Source organism: Paenibacillus mesophilus (assembly GCF_005938385.1).
Lineage (GTDB): Bacteria > Bacillota > Bacilli > Paenibacillales > NBRC-103111 > Paenibacillus_AB > Paenibacillus_AB mesophilus.
The window spans coordinates 161,208-185,425 of the sequence record NZ_VCRA01000008.1 but is presented as its reverse complement, the minus strand read 5'-3'; the positions used below and the strand labels follow the sequence as shown (position 1 = coordinate 185,425).

General features: G+C 52.0%; 18 protein-coding genes. 15 read left to right on the top strand and 3 right to left on the bottom strand.

The annotated features are described in order from the left end of the window. Positions 1-9: 9 nt before the first annotated feature. Positions 10-903, top strand: a complete 894-nt coding sequence (locus FE783_RS16715; protein WP_138880520.1) for an NUDIX hydrolase — start codon at positions 10-12, stop codon at positions 901-903. Positions 904-924: 21 nt separating this feature from the next. Next, the gene (locus FE783_RS16710) at positions 925-1,752 is read left to right on the top strand and encodes a TIGR02452 family protein (protein ID WP_138880519.1); all 828 of its coding nucleotides are present in this window, start codon (positions 925-927) and stop codon (positions 1,750-1,752) included. Positions 1,753-1,855: 103 nt separating this feature from the next. On the opposite strand, the gene FE783_RS16705 is transcribed toward FE783_RS16710, so the two are convergent. The 3 genes from FE783_RS16705 to FE783_RS16695 all read right to left on the bottom strand — a co-directional run bounded on the left by FE783_RS16705 (position 1,856) and on the right by FE783_RS16695 (position 4,005). Continuing rightward, positions 1,856-2,137 (bottom strand): DUF4183 domain-containing protein, encoded by a 282-nt coding sequence (locus FE783_RS16705; protein ID WP_138880518.1) that lies wholly within the window; start codon positions 2,135-2,137, stop codon positions 1,856-1,858. A gap of 83 nt (positions 2,138-2,220) precedes the next feature. Continuing rightward, positions 2,221-2,604, bottom strand: a complete 384-nt coding sequence (locus tag FE783_RS38675; protein WP_274381450.1) for a DUF4183 domain-containing protein — start codon at positions 2,602-2,604, stop codon at positions 2,221-2,223. 501 nt (positions 2,605-3,105) lie between these two features. Continuing rightward, positions 3,106-4,005: an alpha/beta hydrolase family protein gene (locus tag FE783_RS16695; RefSeq protein ID WP_158301856.1), complete on the bottom strand. Its 900-nt coding sequence runs from the start codon at positions 4,003-4,005 to the stop codon at positions 3,106-3,108. Positions 4,006-4,234: 229 nt separating this feature from the next. Here FE783_RS16695 and FE783_RS37585 point away from each other — a divergent pair, with 229 nt between their 5' ends. The 13 genes from FE783_RS37585 (at position 4,235) to FE783_RS16635 (ending at position 24,054) form a co-directional block, all read left to right on the top strand. Beyond that, positions 4,235-4,408, top strand: a complete 174-nt coding sequence (locus tag FE783_RS37585) for a hypothetical protein (RefSeq protein ID WP_158301855.1) — start codon at positions 4,235-4,237, stop codon at positions 4,406-4,408. Between the two features lie 319 nt (positions 4,409-4,727). Continuing rightward, positions 4,728-6,662, top strand: a complete 1,935-nt coding sequence (locus FE783_RS16690; RefSeq protein ID WP_138880516.1) for a hypothetical protein — start codon at positions 4,728-4,730, stop codon at positions 6,660-6,662. Positions 6,663-6,694: 32 nt separating this feature from the next. After that, positions 6,695-8,608, top strand: coding sequence for a hypothetical protein (locus tag FE783_RS16685; RefSeq protein ID WP_138880515.1), 1,914 nt, complete (start codon positions 6,695-6,697; stop codon positions 8,606-8,608). Between the two features lie 187 nt (positions 8,609-8,795). Continuing rightward, entirely contained in the window at positions 8,796-9,677 is an 882-nt protein-coding gene (locus FE783_RS16680) for an AraC family transcriptional regulator (protein WP_138880514.1), read from the top strand. Between the two features lie 149 nt (positions 9,678-9,826). Continuing rightward, positions 9,827-11,161 carry an ABC transporter substrate-binding protein gene (locus FE783_RS16675; RefSeq protein WP_138880513.1) on the top strand — a complete coding sequence of 445 codons (1,335 nt, stop codon included), beginning with the start codon at positions 9,827-9,829 and terminating at the stop codon, positions 11,159-11,161. Between the two features lie 477 nt (positions 11,162-11,638). Continuing rightward, positions 11,639-13,894 (top strand): ATP-binding cassette domain-containing protein, encoded by a 2,256-nt coding sequence (locus FE783_RS16670; RefSeq protein WP_138880512.1) that lies wholly within the window; start codon positions 11,639-11,641, stop codon positions 13,892-13,894. Positions 13,895-14,217: 323 nt separating this feature from the next. Next, positions 14,218-15,102, top strand: coding sequence for an ABC transporter permease (locus FE783_RS16665; RefSeq protein WP_238403115.1), 885 nt, complete (start codon positions 14,218-14,220; stop codon positions 15,100-15,102). A gap of 49 nt (positions 15,103-15,151) precedes the next feature. Next, positions 15,152-16,021, top strand: a complete 870-nt coding sequence (locus FE783_RS16660; protein ID WP_138880621.1) for a carbohydrate ABC transporter permease — start codon at positions 15,152-15,154, stop codon at positions 16,019-16,021. 36 nt (positions 16,022-16,057) lie between these two features. Next, positions 16,058-17,689: an extracellular solute-binding protein gene (locus FE783_RS16655; RefSeq protein ID WP_138880511.1), complete on the top strand. Its 1,632-nt coding sequence runs from the start codon at positions 16,058-16,060 to the stop codon at positions 17,687-17,689. A 348-nt stretch (positions 17,690-18,037) separates the two neighbouring features. Next, positions 18,038-19,606 carry a response regulator gene (locus FE783_RS16650; protein ID WP_158301854.1) on the top strand — a complete coding sequence of 523 codons (1,569 nt, stop codon included), beginning with the start codon at positions 18,038-18,040 and terminating at the stop codon, positions 19,604-19,606. Positions 19,607-19,659: 53 nt separating this feature from the next. Beyond that, entirely contained in the window at positions 19,660-21,402 is a 1,743-nt protein-coding gene (locus FE783_RS16645; RefSeq protein ID WP_238403109.1) for a sensor histidine kinase, read from the top strand. 207 nt (positions 21,403-21,609) lie between these two features. Then, on the top strand, positions 21,610-22,872 hold the full coding sequence (locus FE783_RS16640; protein WP_138880508.1) for a glycoside hydrolase family 18 protein: 1,263 nt from the start codon (positions 21,610-21,612) through the stop codon (positions 22,870-22,872). A 300-nt stretch (positions 22,873-23,172) separates the two neighbouring features. After that, complete coding sequence (locus tag FE783_RS16635) at positions 23,173-24,054, top strand: AraC family transcriptional regulator (protein WP_158301853.1); 882 nt, start codon at positions 23,173-23,175, stop codon at positions 24,052-24,054. The last annotated feature ends 164 nt before the right edge of the window (positions 24,055-24,218 follow it).

The window sequence follows — 24,218 nt, the reverse complement described above, 5'->3', positions numbered from 1 at the left end:
GCATGGACGTTGGATTTGTTGGATCGCGATGGACTTACGGAACGCGAATTTTTAGAGACTTACCGGGCCGGGGATTACGAGCGGCCTTCGGTGGCTGCCGATATGGTCATTTTCACCGTCACGAACACGGAGGCCGACAGCTACCGCAAGCTTCCGGAAAAAGAACTGCGAATTCTGCTCATAAGAAGGGGAGGGCACCCGTTCCTCGGCAAATGGGCGCTTCCCGGCGGTTTCGTCCGGCCGAGCGAGACGACCGAGCAGGCCGCTGCGAGGGAGCTGCGCGAGGAAACCGGCGTGGATGACATTTATTTGGAGCAGCTGTACACGTTTAGCGATATCGGGCGGGATCCCCGCACCTGGGTGATGAGCTGCAGCTATATGGCCTTGATCAACAGCGATCAGGTACAGCTGAAAGCAGGGGATGACGCAACCTATGCCGCCTGGTTCAAGGTAACCTATCGGCTTCTGCGGGAGCGGAAAGAGCATTATGAGGAAGGATATGTGAAAACGCTGGAATACGAGCTCAAGCTAAGTAACGAAGAAGAAGTGCTTACGGCAGTTGTGGATCGGACGGTGACGTCCAAGCCGACTTCGACTTCAACCGTATACTCCATCGTATCTAATGAAGGATTGGCTTTCGATCATGCCAAGATTATAGCCTGCGCTATTGAGCGACTGCGGGGAAAAGTGAATTATACCGATATTGCGCTACACTTGATGCCGCAGCTGTTTACCTTGACGGAGCTGCAGCAGGTTTACGAGGTGATATTGGACAAAGAGCTGCTGAAAGCCGCTTTCCGGCGCAAAGTGGTTGATCTTGTGGAGGAGACCGATTATTACACGGAAAATGCGGGACACCGTCCTTCCCGCTTGTACAGGAGAAATATGGAGGAATATCGATGATGATGGAAGAAGGGAAAGGAAATGAAGCGAAAAGAAATTGCCGAGGAAACTTTGCGGATACAGCGGCAAGGCTTCTATGAATATGAGGGGCGCCGGGTAGAATTCGCCGCTGCGCAAAAACATTCGGAGGAGAACAGCGAGCTGATTACGCCGGAACAAGGAGAGGAGCTGGTACGCGGAATTGCCGGACTGACTGGGCAACTGCAAACAGCCGCTTGTTCCGTTGCCAACGAGGCCACAGTGAAGGCGGTTATCGATTTTGCGGAGGCAGGGAAAAAGCGCGTCGGCGTACTGAACTTTGCCAGCGCCAAAAATCCCGGAGGAGGCTTCTTAAACGGGGCGATGGCTCAGGAAGAAAGCTTGGCGGCTTCCAGTGGATTATATGAAACGCAGCTGCGCAACGAAATCTATTATAAAGCGAATCGGGCTTGTAAATCGATGATGTATACCGATCACGCCATCTATTCGCCGGACGTGGTGTTTTTCCGCGACCAGCGGTTCGACCTAATATCGCGGCCGGTGACCGCTTCGGTATTGACGCTGCCTGCCGTCAACTATGGGCAGGTGCTGCTTAAGGGAGAGGACTCCCGGGAGGCGGAACGCGTGATGAAAGACCGGATGCGACTGGTTCTGGCGGTATTCGCCCATAAAGGCGATAAGAACCTTATCTTGGGTGCCTACGGCTGTGGAGTATTCCGGAACGATCCGTTGAAGGTGGCCGGGTGGTGGCGGGAGCTTTTGCAGGATGAAGGCTTGGGACTTCTGTTTGCGGAAATCCACTTTGCGGTATTGGACACTTCCAAAGAAGGTAAGTGCATTCGTGCTTTTGAAAAGGAGTTCAATGGCTGAATGAATGTGAGTGACTGGAACATATAACATTGTTGGAGCGAGAAATTTTCCTTGTGACAAATAAACCCGAATCCGGAGAATGGATTCGGGTCGATCGGAGGATTTAAGTTACCGCAATTTCAACGATAATGGGCACTGCGGGGTCAAGTGCGTCGCCGCCTGGTATGGTGATCGCTGTCGTAGTGATTGTCGAGGTATCGCCGGTTTGAATCATGCTGTTAATATAAAGGTTGTAGTACGTAGGAACCGGAAATGCCGCGGCGGCTGTACCAGCGTCTGTAGTAAAGGCTGTTGCGGCAATGGAAAAAGTCGCGCCCGTACCGGTTCCGGCTCCTGCTGTAGAGGCAAATCGTCTCGAGGCTATAAAAGGTTTGATAATGGCCACCTTACTCACCTCCTTTCTCCATTAATAGTTACTGCAACCACGGAAATAGGGAGGGGCTAAAGAATTAGTGATAGGATCGCGTATTATGAGACATGTGCCAGAAAATGAATGATTTCTAAAGTTATCGGTGTGCCGGCATAAATTGTGCCTCCATCGGGCTTCAATGTCAAAGTATTCGAGCTAACACTGTATGAGTTGCCTCCTTGCAATATCCCGTTGATAAAAAGATTATGATAGCTATTTGGGCCAATACCTGGAAAATCAGCGGTGCTTTTTTCGTCATCGTCCGTAAACTGATCCACTGGAATTGATACGGGGACGGAAAAAAATAAATCTATAGTCGGAACAAAATAATATCTGCCTACCTTCGGAATAATGATTATTTTCGGAAGTGGTCCTGGCGGCCCTTGTACCCCGGGTAACCCTCTTTTACCATTGGGACCAGTTGGCCCTTGTTCACCGGGCAACCCTCGTTCGCCTCTGGGACCCGACGGTCCTTGTTCACCGGGCAACCCTCGTTCGCCCGAAAATCCCCTCTCTCCTTGGGGGCCAGGAACAGCTACTGTTACTCTTTTCCTGCGTATACATATGAATTTCCGGATAACCTTACATTTTTTATGCTTTTTGCTTGTTTTCTTTAGTGGGACCCCCTTTCTTTTTTTTGGACAGCACGGAAATCGGTGTCGCTTTTTTCTGCGGGTTTTACATAGCCTCAAGTAAACCATCCCCCCAGACTTGGCAGTTGTATAAATAAAGACGTTACCCATGTTTTTATATACGATATGTTATCCGAGAATTTAAAGTATGGACGGGTAACCCATCGCTTGCAGACTAGAATCTATTTCCCGATAAAAAGGGCACGTGCATCCAACGCAAAGACAGCCGGTCAGAAACGATCGGCTGTCTTTGTTCAACAAATGGGGAGTATTCTTGACAATAAAAAAGGGTAACCTATTATCCTCGAATGGTTAGAAGCATGTTTGTAAGAAATCGTATGCTTGATCGAGAACTTCCAACGGTGGACGATGTCCGCTTGCATGATTGATGAAGAGATACCGCGACGAATCGGAATAGCCGGCCCGCATTAAGTAGTCCAATGCATCTTCGTTGTCGTAAAGTCCCGCGATTAGTATAAATGGCTTGAGTCCGCTAATGCGGAGGAGCTCTGCATGGTCCATTTGGGCGGCTTTAAGCTGATTGATCTTTTCTCCCCAATACCAGGGCTCCGCCCAATTCGTCCTATCCCAATCAATCCCGAAGTCACTGCTTAAGATAGCTTTGATACGAGGATCCAAACACCCTGTATATAGAGCCATTTTACCTCCAAGCGAATGCCCGACTATACCAATACGTTCGTTGTCGACTCTAGGGTCTGAGCACAGGAGGTCCACCAGAAGTTGTGTATCAGCGATCAGCTTGCCAATGCCTGTCCACTCCGGGTGGTCGTGAAGCAAAGTGTCGGCGGTTAGCCGCCATCGTGAGAAATCTTGTCGTTCAAGTTCGAGGTTCCGGTAGGTCAGGTGATAAGCCTCCGCTGTAACCGTAACATATCCGCGGCGCACCAGGTGTAGAGCCATCGCATTGTTAGGTTCGTTCGTCGGCTCAAGTGTGTCGAGGTCGTATCCCGCCGCCCGGTCGGGGTAGTAAAACGGAACGACTACCGCCGGCAATTTTTCGTTGATGGTTTTGGGAAGCATCAATAGCGTCCTTTGCACGGTACCCGGACCGTTTGCTTGCTCATAAAGCTCTCCATCAAATTCGGCCGTCTCGAATTTGCGAATAAGCTGCAGATTATGCTTGAAATCATAATTAACCGGCTTGCCGATCAAATCCAGCCATCTTTGAGTAAAGTCCTTATATTCGTTCATTCTGTTCTCCTTATACATGTATATAAATGAAAAAGTAAAATTCACCTACACTAGCGTGCCTGACTCTTGATATCGATTTAATCCCCCCTTTCCAATCTAGATTCTCCAAAAAGAAACGTATTCCCTCCTTTGTGTAGAAATAGTTTGACGCAAAAAAGTGTAAAATATTGGAAACCCGCATGATTTGTCAGCGAACGGGGAACCTTATGAGTGAATGGAGGCGATCCTGTTGAACAAAGGCCAACAAGTTGCAAAAATACAAGAATATGCGGAAGCCAAAATCGCTATCCAAGCCGTTGAGGATAAGCAAGCTTACGCATCAAGCCGGGTAATGGAAGATGAGGGCGTTGCGGAAAAAACGACAAATCAAGGCCAGCCCAAAAAAGGATACGACAAGCTCTAAACGTTCGAGGTTCAGGATCAGGTCACATACGCTCTGACAAGCTGCCTTAGTTCGGCATACCGAACTAAGGCTTTGTCGTTTCCGTTAAATTCTAAACATTCAAGTCAATTGTTACTAGCAGTCAGAAGACAACAACACATATATGGATACGAGTCCGCGTAAAACGCGGCTTTTTTTTATCGATACACGTTCTTGCCCAGATGTAAGGCCAGATAGCCTTGCGCAAAGTCCATATCGCCAATGGTCAGGCGGTGAACTGCTGCGATAGGCTAATGATATGCAAACGCTTACGATCATTCAATCATAAGGAGAGATTGCGATGGAGAACAAAATAATGAGCCGTCGAGCGATGCTCGGCACGGCAGGAGTAGCGGGGGTGATGTTGGTAACGGGCAGTCTGATTGCGAAGAGCGATGTGCATGCTGCCAAAGAAGAACAAATGATTGTAGTTGATGATATAACTGCACTGAAGGCGCTGGCCCATCCGGAGAAAGTGCAGTTCGTGATGACACGCGGCTATTACGCATCCGGTGACCGCGGAGGTGCGTTATACGGCATCGTGGCCAGTACGAGCTATACAGGTACACCGGATGGTTTTGTGGATCATGCGTTAAGTGCCGCAGGAAAAGTCGCCGTGATGGATATCTCGAACGGCATCGACATGAAGCAAGTCGGCGTCCAGTCCGGCGTCGATTGCACCACGCGCGTTCGTGCGGCGTATGCAAAAAACGCGAAGACATACACGTACACGGGAGATATGGCGCCGATCATCGATTGCGACGATCCGAACTATCCATCGTCCAAATTTGCCGGCGGCATCTTCCCACCAAGCTTTAGCAGCCATTGGTTTGATGGGCAGTTCCGCTTTCAGGCAAAAGGGAGCGCGAACGGGGAGTATGTTCTTTTTAATTTTCAAGGCCGCGAGTATGTGACGATGTATCGCCCGTGGATTGTTGGCGATGTTGGTACAACGCATACGGGCACGGGCGGTGAATGGGGCTTCGGGTTTTACCTCGTTTCCGGTGCGAAGCATATTACGATTCAAGACGGATTGGCAGAGAAGTTCTGGGGCGATGGCTACTACATCGGGATTTATCCCGCGAATCCGAATTTGCCGATCCCGGAGCATATTACGCTGGAAAACTGTATTGCCGATTCCAACCGAAGACAAGGCTTATCCATTACGGCGGTCAAGCATGGTCGTATCGTTGGCGGCGAGTATCGCAATACTGGAAAAATTGCTTCTGCAAACCCTGCCTATGGCATCGATATTGAGCCGAACAATCAAACGAAGGCATATATCGATGTGTCGTTGATCGATGTCGCGACACGAGGCAATGCACGCGGCGGCTTGCAGTTCGTACCCGGCTTTTTGTCGTCGCCGCTGCCGGAGCTGCCGTTCTACAACGTCTATGTGAGCAACTATCGTTCAGTCGAAGATGGCAATGTCGGCGCGATGCGGTTTGCTTATCCGGACTTATCCGGCAGCATTAATATCAATCGCAAGTTGTACGGTTGTATTGTCATTCACAAAGCAACGATTGAGCGTCCCGCCGCTAAGGGCGTCGATTGGAGCAGATGGGTCCATACTGCGCCGGAGGTGATTGCATCGGACGTTACGGTATTGGATGCGAACATGAATGGCGTTGGCGGTTCGTCTTATCATGCACGCTGTGCCTTTTCCATGATGATCGCTGCAGACGATGTGACGAAAGGCATGACGACGGTTGGCAAAGTGACCTTGATACGCCCGAAAGCAATCGATACACGGTCGACACCGAAAATGATGGCGCCGTTCTGGATGCAGACAGCGCCGGGTTCGTCCATCCGGCGGTTGACGATTGTGGATGCATACGGGGAGAACGATTTGGATGGCAACAAAGGATTTGTTCGTGTCAATGAAGCGGGAGGTGTAACCATTCGCTATGAGGGAGACCGTCCGGTGAAGCTGCTTGATCAGCCGCTTGTATGTGCGGCGGGGACGTGGGCAGGGTACGAGCTGCGCTTGCCTGCGGCAGCAACGGGTGTGCTTGATGTGGAATTGCCTGCTTCGGCGGTATCGCTTGGTTTGACGTATACGATTGTCAATGCGTCCCAAGCGGGTGGTCAAGTGCGGATCAAAGCGACCGGATCGGACCAGTTAAAGCGAAACGGGGCGGCAGGCAGTACGCAACAGATCGCGGATGCGCAGGAGATCTATACGGTAAAGGCCAATATCGTAGGCATATGGACGCTGATGGATCAAATCCAATAGGAGACGGGGTGCAAAAGTTGGAAAGACAAAAGATGAGTCGACGTGCATTGCTTGGAACGTTGGGGCTTGCAGGTGGCACGGTGTTGGCAGGGAGCATGCTGCCGCTTGTTCGCGCCGAAGCGGCAAGCTCGTCATGTATGCAAGTGGACACGATTGCACAGATGCTGCTGCTAAGCAGCGTGGATGATGGACAATGGGTCATGACGCGCGGCTACTACGCCTCGGGCGACGGGGGAGGCGCATGCTATCGCATAATAGCGAGTACGAGCTACACGGGGACACCGGATGGATTTGTGGATCATGCGTTGAGCACAGCAGGAAAAGTCGCCGTGATGGATCTATCGAACGGCATCGATATGAAGCAAGTCGGCGTCCAGTCCGGCGTCGATTGTACCGCGCGTGTTCGTGCGGCGTATGCAAAGAATGCGAAGACATACACGTACACGGGAGATATGGCTCCGATCATTGATTGCGACGATCCGAACTATCCGTCGTCCAAATTTGCCGGCGGCATATTCCCGCCAAGCTTCAGCATCCATTGGTTTGACGGACAGTTCCGCTTTCAGGCAAAGGGGAGCGCGAACGGGGAGTATGTGCTGTTTAATTTTCAAGGCCGCGAACATGTGACGATGTATAACCCGCGGGTTATTGGGGATGTGGGTACGACGCATTCGGGCACGGGCGGCGAATGGGGCTTCGGGTTTTACATCGTTTCCGGGGCGAAGCATATTACGATTCAAGACGGAGTGGCAGAGAAGTTTTGGGGGGATGGCTATTACATCGGGGTTTATCCCACGAACCAGACTTTACCGATTCCGGAGCATATAACGCTGGAAAACTGTATTGCCGATTCCAACCGAAGACAAGGCTTGTCGATTACCGCGGCGCGCTGTTGCCGTGTGATTGGCGGGGAGTATCGCAATACGGGGAATATCGCCTGGATGGGTCCGGCGTTCGGTATCGATATTGAACCCAATGCGCAGGCAAAAGCTTATATCGATGTGTCCCTGATCGATGTTACGACGCGTAACAACAAGATGGGTGGCCTTGAGATCGTACCCGGTTTCTTATCCCGTTCCGTTGTGGAGGACCCGTTTTTCAATGTGTACGTTTCGAACTATCGATCCATGGACGATGGTCCGACAGGCGCGATCAAATTTAACAACCCGGCTCCAAGCAGCGCGGCCGAGCTGCAAAAAACAATTCGCGGGCAAATCGTGATCGAGACGGCAACGATTGTGCGGCCCAAACGCAAAGGTGTTGAATGGGGCCGTTGGGGAAAACATGCCCCGGTTGTCACTGCTTCCGATGTGATGGTGCAGGACCCGAATGAGGAAGGGGTAACCGGAAGCAGCTACACGCTGCAATGCGCGTTCGTTCTCACCTTGACCGCGGATGATGTCGCCAAAGGAATAACGCACACCGGGCGCATTACGCTTATTCGTCCCCGAGCCGTCGATACGCGCACGACACCGAAGATGAAGGCGCCGTTCTGGATGCAGACGGCTCCGGGTTCATCCATTCAGCGTTTGACGATTGTGGACGGATTCGGAGAGAACGACCTGGACGGGAACAAAGGATTTGTGCGGGTCAATGAGGCGGGCGGCGTGACCGTTCGCTATACCGGCGATCGCCCGTTGAAGCTGCTGGATCAGCCGCTTGTCTGTACGACAGGCATGTGGGCCGGATACGAGCTGCGCCTGCCTGAGACCGCGACGGGCGTGCTCGATGTGGAATTGCCCGCTTCGGCGGTATCGCTTGGTTTGACGTATACGATTGTCAACGCCTCGCAGGCAGGCGGTCAAGTACGGATCAAGGTAAGCGGTGCGGACCAATTGAAGCGAAACGGCGCAGCGGCGGCAACGCAATGGATCGTCGAGCCGCAGGAACGGTACGCAGCAAACGCAAACATTGCCGGCTTATGGTCGCTATCGGATACGATCTGAATCCGGGGCGATGCACGATGTATGAACATCGTCACGTTGAATCATCAGCAGAGCTGTCTCCGTCGATCATCGCACATGACGAGGAGGCAGCTCTGTTTGCCGCTTCCGCGCCTGGCCCGGGGACCAAATTGTGGTACAATAGACAGGGACTTCAAGGAATGAAGGTGTCACGGAGGAGGGACGCAAAGTGGAGATCAAAACGATGTCCTATTACAAACATCCTCGCGATTTTCCATTCTGGATCAAGCGTAACCGTCACGACAAGCATGACATTCCGCCGCTTCACGGGCATGAATTTGTGGAATTGATCTATGTGGAGTCCGGGCAAGCGACTCACCTGTTTCAAGATATTTCGTATGAGGTGCGGGCAGGCGACATTTTTATTATTAATCCGGGCGAAGTGCACGGTTATGCGATCCAGGACGGTCAGCAGATCATTGTGACGAACTGCTTGTTCGATCCGGGTTTTATACCGACTTCACTGCTGCGCGAATTGCGTCTGTCCGATGCGCTGGACTTTTTCTATGTACAGCCGTTTCTGAACAAGGAAGCGCGGTTTCACCATAAGCTGAACTTGCGCGGCTCCATCGAGGATGTGGTGCGTTCCGGTCTGAAAGAGCTGCACCAAGAACTGCTGCAGGCCCGCCCCGGCTACCAAGCGGTCGTCCAGCTGCGGATGACGGAGCTGTTCATCCTGCTGTCCCGTTACTATACGGAAGAGCAGCGGACGAAAGGTGGAAGCGCGTCGAGCGAACTGCTCGTCCAGCGGATGTGCGGCTATGTGGAACGTCACTATGACCAGCGAATTACTTTGTCCACGTTGTCGGAGCTGTATCATATCGGGGTGCGCCAGCTGAACCGTCTGTTTCATCGTCACAAAGGCTCGACGGTGATCGAGTATTTGCACCGGGTACGCATGGAAAAGGCGAAGCGGCTGCTCGTCGATACGGACGAGAAGATGAACGTCGTGTCGGAGATGGTCGGGTACGAGGATGTCGCGTTTTTTAGCAAATTGTTTACCAGAGTCACGGGCACGACACCGGGAAAATATAGGGATATGCATCGTTGATCATTACAAGTTGCAGCGGACTTTTTTCGGATGACCGGATCGCCTTGTCGAATGGCAATATAGCCAATGGAGGTTCGTTTGCGCACCCTTTATGATGGATTGGAAGCGCTTCGAAGCATTCAATTCTATATGTAAAGGGGTCAAGCAACATGAAAATGAAATACCGCGCAGTCGTTTTTCCAGTATTGCTCGGTTCGCTGCTGTCAGCTTGTTCGTCCGGAACCGGGCAAACGGGACCGAAAGAAGGAGCTAGCGATCCAACGCCGCCGGTAAAGCCAAGCGAGCCTGTGGAATTGATTTTCTACAGCACGTCCGGCGAATCGGCAGAAAGCTTCAATGGAAAGTTCGGCGATGTGATCCGTGCCAAGTTCCCGGATTACAAAATCTCGTACTTGCGCCAGGAGCCGGGCTCCTTGATTCCCGAGGTGATCATGACGGGACGCCGGGTGGATATTGTGTACAACGTCTTCGACTACGTACTCGATCCGCTGCTGAATTCAAGCATTGCATACGATATGACCGACTTGGCTAAAAAACACGGTGTCGATTTGAACCAGTTTGAGCCTTCTGTCATAGACGGTATTCGCCGTGCAGGCAATGGCAAGCTGTACATGCTGCCGACCAGCCTGCAAGTGCCGATGGTGTTTTACAACAAAAATCTTTTCAACAAGTTCGGCGTTCCATACCCCAAGGACGGCATGAGCTGGGATGAGATGAAGGCGACGTCGCAGAAGTTGACGCGCAAGGACGGCGATGTACAGTACTTGGGCTTTGTCGGTTCGCCGCAATATGCATTGAAAATGACCCCGTTCTCCGATTCTTATCTGGATGAGAAGACCGGCAAATCGACGTTCGAGCGGGAGACTTGGAAAAAGCTGATCCAGACGATCTTTATCGATACCGATGCGAACAACGGCATGAAAAACTATGTCATCGCGAAAAAAGCGCTCCCGAACCGTCTTAACTTTACGAATACGCAAGATGTGGCGATGCTGCACTTCCATTCGGAGTTCCCGGCGGCCGTGCCGAAAGACTTGGAGAAAATCGACTGGGATATGGCTGCGCTACCGACGTTCCCGGAGTTGAAAGGCGTCGGCGGACAGGCGACAGCCGTTGCGATGAGCATCACCTCCATGGCCAAAAACAAAGATGCAGCGATGGAAGTGATCAAATTTTTGGCGTCCAAAGAGGCACAGACAGCCAACTCGAAAATTGGAATGATGTCCGTTCTGAATGACGAATCGATCAAAACCGTATTTGGCAGCGGAAGCCAGTTTAAGGATAAAAACTGGAAAGGCGCGTATTACAACAAGCTGGCGCCGATCGCGTGGAAGTCGACGTATGAGCTGCAGGTGGATCGTGTCTATGCGGCGGGGGTGCTGGATGCGATCCGCGGCGAGAAAGATCTTAATACCGTGCTGCGCGAAACGGCAGAGAAAGCGGACAAAGCTGTTGCCGAGTTGAAGGCAGCAAACAGCAAGTAATATTCGATCCCAACATGACGAAGTCGGGAGAAGCTGTCAGATAATTATGACAAAGGCGTCTAGGGTGTGTCATTCATCCTCACCTAGGCGACCCCGTATGCGCCCAAATGTGATGTAGCAAAATTAAGCAGGCCTGACACACAACAAAACTAAGTCATGATCCAAAGCTTCGGCGTATCGCGCCGAGGCTTTTTATCGCGTTGACAAGGTCGAATGGGGCATAAATTAATAATTACTTACAGTTTTCATGTGGAGTTTATAAAAAAGTTGACATGACACCAAAAGGTGTCCTATGATAAAAACTGGACGCAACAGGGACGGGAAGGTTAACCTTCATCTCGAACAAACCGGGTTCACCAATGCTCAGGGAGTCTAAGGCGCTAAGCATTAAGTTTACAACCGGTTTATATCTACTTCGGACAAATGGTACAATGTGAATAATAAGAAGAAATTAACATTATCGGAAGGAAGTTGATCATGAGCGAATCTAATCAGGAGTATATCGTAATTTCCGGTGCGAGGGAAAACAATCTCAAGAACGTATCCTTGCGCATTCCAAAGCGGAAGATCACGATCTTCACCGGGGTATCCGGATCCGGCAAGTCGTCGATCGTCTTCGATACGATCGCCTCGGAATCCACTCGACTGCTTAATGAGAATTTCAGCATGTTCGTTCGCAATTTCCTGCCCCGCGTTCCGCAGCCGGATACGGACGCGATCGAGAACCTGAGCATGGCTGTTATTGTGGATCAGAAGCGGCTGGGCGGCGGTTCCCATTCCACTATGGGCACGATTACCGATATTTCTCCCATTCTTCGTCTACTCTTCTCCCGCGTGGGCCAGCCCTATGTTGGACAAGCGCACATGTTCTCGTTTAACGATCCGCAAGGCATGTGTCCCGAGTGCAACGGGATCGGTCGCAGGCTAGGCGTCGACATGAGCAAGGCAGTGGACATGTCAAAGTCGTTGAACGAAGGGGCCATCTTGCTGCCGGGCTATACGGTGAGCAGTTGGGAATGGAATATGGCCGTGCAGTCGGGATCCTTCGATCCCGACAAGAAGCTGAGCGATTATTCGGATGAGGAACTGGAGCAGCTGCTGTACGCCAAGGCGAGGAAAGTGGAGATGGATTTCGCCGGGAAGGCAATGAATATTACAGTGGAAGGCATCATCGAGAAGTTTACCAACAAGTACATCAAACAGGATGTGAAGACGAAGTCCGAACGCACGCAACAAGCCGTGGCGCCATACATTTCCGAGGGTCCTTGCTCCAGCTGCCGCGGCGCGAGACTCAGTCAGGCCGCGCTCGGCTGCAGGATCAATGGACGCAACATCGCAGAGCTGTCCTCCATGGAGGTCGGACAGCTTATCCGCGTCATTCGGGAGATTGACGATCCGGTCGCCGCGCCGGTCGTGAAGTCTCTGGCGGAGAGGCTGCAGCATCTGGTGGATATCGGACTTGATTACTTGACGCTGAACCGCGAAACAGATACCTTGTCCGGCGGCGAGTCGCAGCGCGTCAAGATGGTGAAGCACCTGAGCGGCAGTCTGGTGGATGTCACTTACATCTTCGACGAGCCCAGCGTCGGCTTGCACCCCCGCGATGTACATCGGTTGAATGAATTGCTTCAGAAGCTGCGCGACAAGGGCAATACCGTCATTGTCGTCGAGCATGATCCCGATGTGATCAAGATGGCGGATCATATCGTCGACGTCGGGCCTTACGCCGGCAGTCGCGGCGGTAATATCGTGTACGAAGGAAGCTTCCAAGGCTTGCTGGAGGCAGGCACGCTCACGGGTACCCATATGAAGCGGCCGCTCCAGCTGAAGCACGATTGCAGGCAGCCGTCCGGCAAGCTGTCTATCAAGGATGCCAGCCTGCACAACCTGCGGAATGTGAGTATAGATATTCCAACCGGAGTGCTGACAGTAGTAACGGGTGTCGCAGGCTCGGGCAAAAGTACGCTGATTAACGAAGTATTCCTTAGCCGGCATCCGGATGCGATCGTCATCGACCAATCGGCGGTAGGCGTATCAACACGCTCGAATCCCGCGACCTACACGGGGATTATGGACGATGTGCGCAAGGCGTTTGCATCCGCGAACAAGGTCAACCAAGGCTTGTTCAGCTTCAACTCCAAGGGGGCTTGCGAGAACTGCCAAGGGCTGGGGGTTGTGTATACAGACCTTGCATTCCTCGACAGCGTGAAGCTGCCATGCGAAGTATGCGGTGGTAAAAGGTTCAAGGAAGAGGTGCTCGAGTACAAGCTCAACGGCAAGTCCATTGCGGAAGTGCTGGAGATGACTGTGGAGCAGGCTTTGGAATTTTTTCAGCTGAAGGAAGTTGTGCGCAAGCTCCAGGCGATGAGTGACGTAGGGCTGAACTATATTACACTCGGCCAGCCGCTCAGCACGCTCTCGGGCGGGGAATGCCAGCGAATCAAGCTGGCAAGCGAGCTGCATAAGAAGGGCAGCATCTACGTGATGGACGAACCGACGACCGGTCTGCACATGTCGGATATCGGTCACCTTCTGGAGATCATGAACCGCCTCGTGGATGCCGGCAATACGGTGATCGTCATCGAGCACAACCTCGATGTGATCAGCCAAGCGGATTGGATCATCGATATGGGACCGGACGGGGGCAGCAAGGGCGGCCAGGTGGTGTTCGAGGGCTCTCCGGCGCAGATTATCCATGCGGAACAGTCGATCACGGGAAGATACTTGAAGTAATGCTTCAAATCCACTTTCGTAATAACGACCCTATTGTCCTTACATTCCGGCCCGCCAAGATCTCCGAGATCTTGGCGGGTTTTTGGTTTTGGCGGCCAATAGCACTTCGAAGCAGGGCACCACTTTGCGGGGCTGACGAATTCCTTTGCAAAGTAACATTTTTCGTTGATCGGTCACGTAGATAGATGAATACCGGTCCTATATCATGATAGTAAGCCTCGGGGCAAGATCGACAAGTAGAAGGTGATGAGTTGGAAACGGAAGCGATTGCAAAAGGAAAGGTGCGGAAAGAGCACGGGAAGCCGTTATGGAAAAGGATCGCGATGCAGTGGGATGCCCAGATCATGGTCATTCCGGCATTGCTCTTTATTTTTGTGTTCATGTACATCCCGATGTACGGCGTTTTGATGGCTTTCCAGGATTACGACATTTTCAAAGGATTTATCGGAAGCCCGTGGGCGGGGCTTAAACATTTTCGCATGTTTTTCGAAGCGCCCGAATTTTGGAGCATCATGCGCAATACGATCGTAATCAGCCTGCTGAAGCTCCTGATCGGCTTTCCGGCGCCGATCGTACTGGCGCTAATGCTGAACGAGGTAAGACACCTCTTCTTCAAACGGCTCGTGCAGACGATCAGCTATTTGCCGCACTTCCTTTCGTGGGTCATCGTCTCGGGACTCGTCATCTCTATGCTGTCGGTGGATAACGGCAGCGTGAATATATTGCTGCAGAAGCTTCGTCTAATCGGCGAGCCGGTCAACTTCCTGTCCATTCCCGACTATTTCTGGGCGATTCTCATTACGACCGGGGTTTGGAAAGAAGTCGGCTTCGCCACGATCGTATATTTGGCGGCGATTGCCGGGGTGGATCCCCATTTGTACGAAGCGGCGGCGATCGATGGAGCCGGACGCTGGAAGCAAATCGTTATGATTACGGTTCCATGCATCGCGCCCGTCATTATCATCTTTCTGATTTTGGCGATAGGAAACATTTTGAACGCGGGATTCGAGGATATTTTGCTGCTCGCCCGCAACCCGGTGCTGAGAGACGTATCCGACGTCATCGATACGTACGTTTACCGTGTCGGCATACTCAGCTCCCGGTATTCGTATGCGACGGCGGTCGGCTTGTTCAAGGCGGTAATCAGCGTGGGCTTGCTCACGATCGCCAACGCGATCGCCAGAAAGTTCGGCACAAGCTTATGGTAGTAGCGAATGCGAGGGTGAACAAAACGTGAAGCTCAGTCCGGGAGATAAAATGCTGCAAGCCTCGATCTACGCGCTGCTGACCGTATTCGGAATCGCATCTCTGTATCCGTTCTGGAATTCGATCGTCATTTCGTTCAACACGGGCGCGGATACCGCATTGGGCGGCCTTACGGTATGGCCGAGGCAGTTTACGCTGGAAAATTATGCAATCGTGTTACAGGATAAACGGCTATTGAATTCGTTCGTCGTCTCGGTGACGAGAACGGTAATCGGCACGGCCCTTTCGATCTTTTTTACGGCGTTGTTCGGTTACGGAATGTCGGTCCGAGGGCTGATCGGCAAGAAGGGATATATGATTTTTTGCATCGTCACCTTGTATTTCAGCGGCGGACTGATCCCGTTTTTCCTGCTCAACCGGGAGCTCGGCATGATGAACAGCTTCTGGGTGCTAGTGATTCCGTCCATCATCAGCGTCTGGAACATGATCGTGTTCCGCACGTTCTTCATGGGGCTGCCAGCCGGGCTGGAGGAGTCGGCGAAGATCGACGGCTGCAACCATCTCGGCATTTTCTTTAAAATCGTAGTGCCGATATCCGGCCCGGTCATGGCCACGCTGTCGCTGTTTACGGCGGTATATCACTGGAACGACTGGTTTACCGCAAGCATTTTTATATCGAATACGGATCTGCTGCCGATCCAGACGGTTTTGCAGCAAATCATGAACTCGAACATTATGTCGGATCAGCTGATGCAGGCCAATTCCGCGGCCCAGGAGCATATGACCCGGATGATGAGCGTCACGACTAAGTCGCTGACAATGGCGACGATGATGGTGGCTACCCTTCCGGTCATACTCGTATATCCGTTCCTGCAAAAGTATTTCGTAAAAGGGGTTCTGGTCGGATCGTTGAAAGAGTAGCTTTACTATCCATTTTTAGGAAATGGGGGAGATGGCATGAAGTTTCGGAACGGTTGGTCCGTCATGCTGGTTATAACGTTCGGTATGGTGATCACAATAGCCGGCTGCGAGAAAGGAATGGACGGGGAAGTCGAGAAGCCGAATCAGCCGAACGTTTCGGAGGGCAAATTCACACTTGGCGAAACTCCGCTCGCGTTCAGCTTTTACGGAAGCTACGACTGGTATACGATGCAGCCTTGGGGAGAAGACATCGCGAGCAAATGGATCAAGGAGAACAAAAAAGTAATCGTCAACAATATTCCGTCCGGCGGGGCCGCCGCGCAAAAATTCAATACGATGATCGCCTCCGGCGAGCTGCCCGACGTCATCTTCACCGAGCGGGGGGCCGACGTGGAAAGGCTGCGCAAGGCGGGAAAGCTCGTCCCTCTCGACCCGTATTTGGATAAGTATCCGAACTTGAAAAAATGGGCGTCGCCGGCGGCGATCAGCATGCTGAAATCCGAGGATGGAAAGCTGTATCAGTTCCCGAACTGGTATACGAAGCTTCCGACCGGTAACGGCGGCTATATCGTCAACAAAAAGATTCACAAGGAGCTCGGCTCGCCTGCTTTGGAAACGTTCGACGACTTGTACGCCTTTTTGAAACAGGTGAAGGACAAATACCCGAATGTCATTCCGTTCGAGGTAACGATTGCCGCGCAAGGGATCGACGTCCTGTACTCCGGCTTCGCGAACGACCATCCGACCCAATTCGTATCTCAGCTCGCCGTCCCGCAGGGGGACAAATTGACATCGGTATTCGCCGATCCGGTCTATAAAGAAACGATGCAATTCGCAAGCAGGCTGTACCGCGAAAAGCTGATGACGCAAGATGCGCTGACGCAAACGCTGGACCAGGTTAGGGAAAAGGTTACGACCGGCAGAGTGGCCGTTGCGGCGGCGTTCAACGTAACCGATCTGGGCAAACGGGGAACCGTCGCGCTGCAGGGAAAAGATCCCGAGGCCGGCTATGCGATCCTTCGGCCGCTGCATAAGAAAGACGTGAACGAAAACAAAGTATGGCCGACCCAATACGATGTGCTCGGCTGGAACGTGAACCTCATCACGACGAGCGCCAAAAATCCGGAGGGCATATTCGCTTACTTGGATTGGCTGACCTCAGAAGAAGGGCAGCGCGTCATCAATTTCGGACCGGAAGGAACCTACTGGCAAGGAACGGACGATCTGGGCGCCCCGAAGCTGGGGAAGGCATATTTCGATCAGTCTACGGAAATTGCGAGGCTGCTCGGGATATGGGATACGTTCACATGGGCCGGCAATTCCACCTTCCTTGGCGAAATCAACGATCGGGTAATGAAGCAATTTCCTCCAGGCAAGGATGATTGGGCAGCGGGGGCGCAATCCGTCACCCGTAAATCCTCGTTCAACGTGACGGAATTCATCAATCTGGAGCCCGCGCCCGATTCCGAGGAAGGGATTATCGCCCAGCGGATCGGCGATATTTATACGGAAGCGAGAGCGAAGATCCTGTACGCGAAAACCGATGAAGAAGTTAGCGGCATACTGGAGAAGGCAGGGAAGGACGCGAACCAGGCGGGCTACGATAAATTGCTGAAATTCAAAACCGACAGATGGCAAGCCAACTTGAAAAAAATCGGCGCGAAGTAGACGTCGGCGGGAGCCGAAAGCGGGAGAACGTATGCATGCCCATACAGGCATACGTTCTATTCGCATGTCCATGGGGGGCAAAAGATGTAGAATATGGATGATTTGTTCGTTATAAAGATCAAACCGGCACCGTTTTACAGTTTTATAAGGCTCGCGATTCTTGACGAGAAACTTCATTACGCTTAAACTCGTGGAGGGAAGACTGATTGTTAGTCCTGGTGCATAAGGATTATATTGTACTTTATAAAGAACATGTGCGAAGTAGTAAGGGAATCAAGTGGGGCGTATACATGAAACAGCATGGCGGGAAATGAGACTCGAAATACGGTCCGGGGAGGAACGACGAGTATGTACAGGGTGCTGTTGGCCGACGACGAGCAGCTCGATCTGGAAGGACTTCGCCAGTTCGTCCCATGGGAACAAGTGGAGATGGAAGTCGCGGCTGCCGTGTACAGCGGATTTGCGGCGCTCGAAGTGCTGGGCAGGGAACCGATCGACGTTCTCGTGACCGATATCAAAATGCCGAACATGTCCGGACTGGAGCTTGCCCGCAAAGCGCTGGAGCGCTGGCCGAAGCTGAAAATCGTCTTCGTCAGCGGCCATGCCGATTTCCAGTACGCGAAACAGGCGATCGCGATGAACGCCTGCAGCTACGTGTTGAAACCGGTCGACGACGACGAAATGATGCAGGCGCTGCGGACGGTGAGGGACAATTTGCTCGAGGAACGGCTCCGCACAGACTTGGAACGCACGTTTAAACAGGCCGAGCCGTACGTCAAAAACGAGCTGATGAGCCAGTGGCTCGAGGGCACGGCGGAGGCGGAATCGGCGCTCCCGCTTATGGAGCAGGTTGGGCTCGACCGGATACCGTTTCCCGCGGTCGTCGCCGTCTTCGAATTCGACGATCTCGCCTGGACTTTGAACCCTTACCCGGAAGAAGAACGGGACGACGTATTGCGCCAGTGGTTCAACTCGCTGCTAGGCAAAATCGGCTCCAGCGGTATCGAATACTGCTGTACGACTGCCGATCACCGCATCGCGGTATTCCTCGTCGAACCGGATCCCGTGCCGATGCTTGAAGCCGTAATTGCGGAAGCAAAACAAGATACGGGGCTTTCCGTGACGGCGGGACTCGGGGAGGCTGCAAGCGGCATGGACGATATTCGCCGTTCGTACCTTCAAGCGGTGGAGGCTTTAACGTACAAAATGTTTTACGGCAAAGGCCGGTTGATCGGGTCGGCCGACCGCAAGCCGGACATCGTCAGGGAAGCCAAGGAGCTCGACGATATATTGCAGTCGCTTTTTTCGTCCATGGCGCAATACCAGCTCGTGATTCTGGACGATAGTATCGAGGACCTGTTCGTGCTGGCCAAAAGCTTCAAGACGAAACTGTCGATTTACCATTTCGTTTTGCATACGATTGCCAAACTCGATCACTACTTGCACTCGTTCAACGAAAACTTTTACAAGCTTACCGGCTTGGAGTTCCAGAATCTGGAGCTTCTATTTTATTTTGAAACGGCCCACGATATGCAGTCCTGGCTGCGCCGCAAAGTGTTCGAAATTTCCGAGCAGCTGCACCGCAAAAAAATCAAAAAGAACCGCAGGCTAATCGAAGAAATCCAGCGCTACGTCGCAGATCATCTCGATAAGAACATAACGCTCCGCGATGCGGCGAACCTATTTTCGTTCGCTCCGAACTATTTGGGGCATTTGTTCAAAGAAGAAACCGGGATCAATTTCAGCGATTACGTCATCGCCCAGCGGCTGGAAAAGGCGAAGAAGCTGCTGCAGGACCCGAAAATCAAAATTTACGAGGTTGCGGAACAGGTCGGCTACAAAAGCTTGCCGTATTTCAGCCGGCACTTCAAGGAGGTGACCGGCATGACGCCGGGGGATTACCGCAAACAGTGCTAGGGCGGTGCATACGCGGGACTTTCAACCGGAATTCACCGGACGGGGTGGAATGGGTGGGAAGAAAATCGGTTACGTTCGGCCAGAAGCTTGTATTCTCCTTCCTTGTTTTCGTGTTAATCCCGGTCGTTCTGATCGGTTACTACGCCTATACGTCGACTCTAAACTCGGTCCGGGAGCAGATCGCCTCCAACATTCAAGGGACGCTGCGGCAGATGAAGGATAACGTCGCATATACGCTGGAAGATTTGAAGCGCGTATCCGAGCTGCTGTATTACGACCAGAAGTTTCAGCAATATTTGCGCAGCTATGAGGAAGGCTGGTACAGCTATGAGGCGACGACGAATTATTTGAAGCCTAAGCTGCTCGGCACGATGAAATCGACCGGAACCCCGATTTGGCTTTCGGTATATGTCGCCAACGATACTCTTCCGGAAATCTACTACTCCCAAGATTTCGACGTCAATCCGCTTCGCTTCAAGGCAGGCCAGTTCGAGATGTATCATCTCGACCGGATCGCGGATCGCCCCTGGTACATGGAGCTTCCGGACGTTGCGGCAAAGCTCGACGCGAGCCTGTATTGGAGACAGATCGAGACGGACGCCCGGTTTCACAATATTTCTCTTCTTCGCAGGCTGAACGACGAAATGCGTCTCGACCAGCTCGGATTCATGCGCATTACGATGAGAATCGGCGACCTGTTCAAAACGATCGATGCGCAAAAAATCGGGGAGGCGAGCTACATTGCCGTATTCAACGAAAAACGCGAGCTGATGCACGATTCCGGCACATCGTCCGTCCAGATTCAGCTGCAAGGAGACACGATGGCGGCGAACGGTTATTTCAGCGTCGAAGAACCGGTTCCGGGAATCGGATGGAGCATCGTCGCGTACATCCCGAATCGCATGATCGAGAAAAGCGCGCTCAAAGTACGCAACTTAACGCTGTCCGTCTGCGTTGTCAGCTTTTTATTTTTGGCACTGCTCAGCATGGTGGTGTCGCGGTATTTTTCGCGGCGGGTAACGAAAATCGTGTCGGTGCTGAACGCGTTCCGAGAGGGCGATTTCCAGAGGCGGACGACTTACTCCGGAAACGACGAATTCGCCCACATTTTCCGGGCATTGAACGAGATGGGGCACAACACCGACAAGCTGATCCGTGAAGTGTACGTCTCCAATCTGCAAAAAAGGGAGGCCGAGCTCGCCGCGCTGCAGGCGCAGATCAACCCGCATTTTTTGTACAACACGCTGTCCTCGATAAGCCGGCTGGCGAAGTTCGGGGAGATCGGCAAGCTGCACGAAATGGTGATGGCGCTGGCCAAATTTTACCGGCTGACTTTGAACGAAGGACGTATAATCATCTCCATAGACAACGAATGGCAGCAGGCGAAAGCCTATATCGACATCCAGAAAATCAAGCACAAAGACCGGCTCGACTTCAGCTGCCGCATCGATGAGAATATTTTGGAGTTCGATACGATCAAGCTCATATTGCAGCCGTTCATCGAGAACGTGCTGGAACATTCGTGGTATGGCGAAGACCGCATCCATTTGAAAGTTTGGGGGTATTCACAGGACGATTCGATTGTCTTCCAGATCATCGATGACGGCATCGGCATGCCGCCGGGTAAGATCTCCGACATTTTCGACCCTAACGGCATCAAGGTCGGCTACGGCATCCGAAACGTCGACGAACGCATCAAGCTGCAGTTCGGGCACCAATACGGCGTTTCGATTTGCAGTAGACGGGGCATCGGTACCGCCGTCCGGATCGTCATTCCCAAATTCAAGGGCGGATGAACTCGATTTCGCTTCCATTCGGGAAAAGGCCTTTCCGCTTTAGTGGACGCGTTGGCACCCATTTTAAAACAATCGGTGAAAAGTATAATATTTCGTTGATCAGGATGCTAATACTTTCCTTGAAAGCGCTATAAGATGGAAGCGAAAGGAGGTCCATCTTATCAAAGCTTCAACATCAAGATTCTGGCATCAGGGAGAGGATAAGCGATGATCAAACGGAAAGCGGCAAAGTTGCTAATGTTGGCTGTCATGTTGTCTTCGTTGTTTACGCTTCCCGCATATGGAATGGAAGAAACGAACGTGCCAATGATCATAGATGCGAATAACACGAGCGGGTCAGTGGAATGGACGGTGAAACGATCGGAAGAAATAACATGGAAGCAGACGGAAGAGATCACCTATGCGGCAAAATGGAATGAGGCGGGGATCGGTACGGGAGGTGACGGCGCCGGCAAGGCGTTTCAAGTGAACAATACGGCTTATTTGAATTCTTATTGGTTCAGCGGAGCAGAGCCACTGACGGACCAACAGATGAGAGAACGCGTACTGGAGTTGCAAAAATACAAAATCAAATATCAACTGGCGGACATCGGGATATTGGTCGCGAGCGAAGACGAGTTCAACGGTACTCTGCCTGAAGACGGCTACTCGGAACTGGGTCGCTGGATGAAAATATCGAGAGAAACGGATCCGGCCCAAAAAATTATCGCGACGGTGAACTATGGCAAACGGTATTTTTGGCAAAACGGCCAAAGAGTAAGCAACCCGAGCTTTGGGACTTCCGTATACAACAACAATTTGAGAGCCGTTGCCGACTTGTTGGTCAATCAAGGCGTCGAGTTTGGCGGGAAGCTGTATAAAGCGGATGGAGTCCAGCTCGATATCGAAGGGTTTTTGCCGAATGATCCTGTATTGAAAGCGACGGCGCAATTCGTTCGGACCGCTTTGAGCGACACTGCGATATATTCGATCGCTTCTCCGGCGGACCCGGCCGTATGGTCCAATGCTTATGTTAGCGAAATGGCCGGCATTTTCAATATGCTCAATCCGATGATGTACGATCAACTGGGATGGGGTTCCCCCACCAATTCTCCGGAGACGTATCAGCAATTATGGAAAACGACGATCATCCGATATGCGCATGCGATCGCGAACAGCAGCCGTCCCGACACGATGCTGAACCCTACGATGCCCGCTTATGAGAAGAAAACAGCCGAAGACGGCACGGTGTATCACGATCCGGCCATTGAAAATATATACAACGCAGCCAAAGGTCTCAAGATGGCCAGGGATCAGTTGGCGATCGATCGGAAAACGAACCCGAAACTGAACAAGAACGGCTTGAACGGCGCCGGTATTTTCTGGTGGAGCAAGTTTATTCTCGTCGGTCCCGACCTGAATGACCCCGAGGGTCACGACTATGCGCCGGATCGCCAGTGGTGGATGAAGGAATGGGTGCAGCAAAAATAAACGCGAAACGAAGAAGCATTTCATAACCCGTCCCGGGTGGGGCGGGTTATTCGTATAGGCTGGCGCGCTACGAGATGCTATGAAGTTTGAGCAAATTGCATCGAGATAGATTGTGAAACTTGTTCTATATGCGAATCCGCTTCTTCAACGCATCGATAAATCGTCATCGGCACGGAGCCGTTAAAGAATTTTTGTTATGATAGTTCCACGAAGTTCCTCAATATCAGATTATTCTACATTTCGTCTTAGCTTCGGTATAGAATGGGGGAAGGGAGAAGAACCGTGAATCGGGGTGCCGTTATGAGAATCAAATTGATGAGACAGTATTCGCATCCGCGCGATTTTCCGTTTTGGATTCAGCGAAACCTCCATGACGTGCGGGATATGCCTGCCATTCACACTCATGAGTTTGTCGAACTGATCTATGTTGCCGAAGGTCGGGCCACGCATTTGTTCCAAGATATTTTTTACGAAATCCGGGCGGGGGACGTATTTATTATCAATCCGGGCGAGAGGCACGGCTATGTGCTCGAGGAAGATCAGCAAATCGTTGTCTTCAACTGCCTTTTCGAACCGGACTTTATTCCGCATTCGCTGCTGAGCGACTTGCAAATTTCGGATGCCCTCGACTTCTTTTATGTCCAGCCTTTTCTGAACGGGCATTCCCGATTTCATCACAAGCTGAACTTGCGGGGCGAGGCGGCAGACAAGACGAGAGGCATATTGGAGGAGCTTCATCAGGAATTGGACCGTCGACAACCGGGCTATCAGACGATGATTCAGCTGAGAATGACCGAGCTGTTCATATTGCTGTCGCGTTACTATAAGGACCGCAAAAATAAAGCTGAAAGTCGCTCGCCGAACGAATTACTGGTCCGTCGCATATGCGGGTATGTCGAACGGCACTATAACCAGAAAATTTCGCTGTCCAATTTATCCGCGCTGTTCCATATCAGCGTCCGGCAGTTGAACCGGCTGTTCAATCAGTATACAGGGTCGAGCGTAATCGAATACGTTCATCGAATTCGGATGGAAAAAGCGAAGCGCCTGCTGACGGATACGGACGAAAAAGTGAACGTCGTTGCCGAAATGGTCGGCTATGGGGACCCGGCTTTTTTCAACAAGCTGTTCGTGCGGGAGGCGGGATGCCCCCCGGGCAAATATAGGGAAGAGAATCGATGATCTCCGCACGCCGGCGCGGAGGTTTTTTTTATACGTATTTTCCGATTTGACCTCATCACCGAGACGGAGGGCCAGATCACCAATGGAACGATGCGGGCGGTCTCCTTTAAAATGATTAATGAAAGCGCGTTCATTTCAGAATAGGACATTTAATAAAGGAGCGG

Excerpts from the sequence above, each read along its gene's own strand:
- FE783_RS16710 (WP_138880519.1), top strand. The coding sequence starts at position 925 with ATGAAGCGAAAAGAAATTGCCGAGGAAACTTTGCGGATACAGCGGCAA.
- FE783_RS16695 (WP_158301856.1), bottom strand. The coding sequence starts at position 4,005 with ATGAACGAATATAAGGACTTTACTCAAAGATGGCTGGATTTGATCGGC.
- FE783_RS16690 (WP_138880516.1), top strand. The coding sequence starts at position 4,728 with ATGGAGAACAAAATAATGAGCCGTCGAGCGATGCTCGGCACGGCAGGA.
- FE783_RS16685 (WP_138880515.1), top strand. The coding sequence starts at position 6,695 with ATGAGTCGACGTGCATTGCTTGGAACGTTGGGGCTTGCAGGTGGCACG.
- FE783_RS16675 (WP_138880513.1), top strand. The coding sequence starts at position 9,827 with ATGAAAATGAAATACCGCGCAGTCGTTTTTCCAGTATTGCTCGGTTCG.
- FE783_RS16670 (WP_138880512.1), top strand. The coding sequence starts at position 11,639 with ATGAGCGAATCTAATCAGGAGTATATCGTAATTTCCGGTGCGAGGGAA.
- FE783_RS16665 (WP_238403115.1), top strand. The coding sequence starts at position 14,218 with ATGCAGTGGGATGCCCAGATCATGGTCATTCCGGCATTGCTCTTTATT.
- FE783_RS16660 (WP_138880621.1), top strand. The coding sequence starts at position 15,152 with ATGCTGCAAGCCTCGATCTACGCGCTGCTGACCGTATTCGGAATCGCA.
- FE783_RS16655 (WP_138880511.1), top strand. The coding sequence starts at position 16,058 with ATGAAGTTTCGGAACGGTTGGTCCGTCATGCTGGTTATAACGTTCGGT.
- FE783_RS16650 (WP_158301854.1), top strand. The coding sequence starts at position 18,038 with ATGTACAGGGTGCTGTTGGCCGACGACGAGCAGCTCGATCTGGAAGGA.
- FE783_RS16640 (WP_138880508.1), top strand. The coding sequence starts at position 21,610 with ATGATCAAACGGAAAGCGGCAAAGTTGCTAATGTTGGCTGTCATGTTG.
- FE783_RS16635 (WP_158301853.1), top strand. The coding sequence starts at position 23,173 with ATGAGAATCAAATTGATGAGACAGTATTCGCATCCGCGCGATTTTCCG.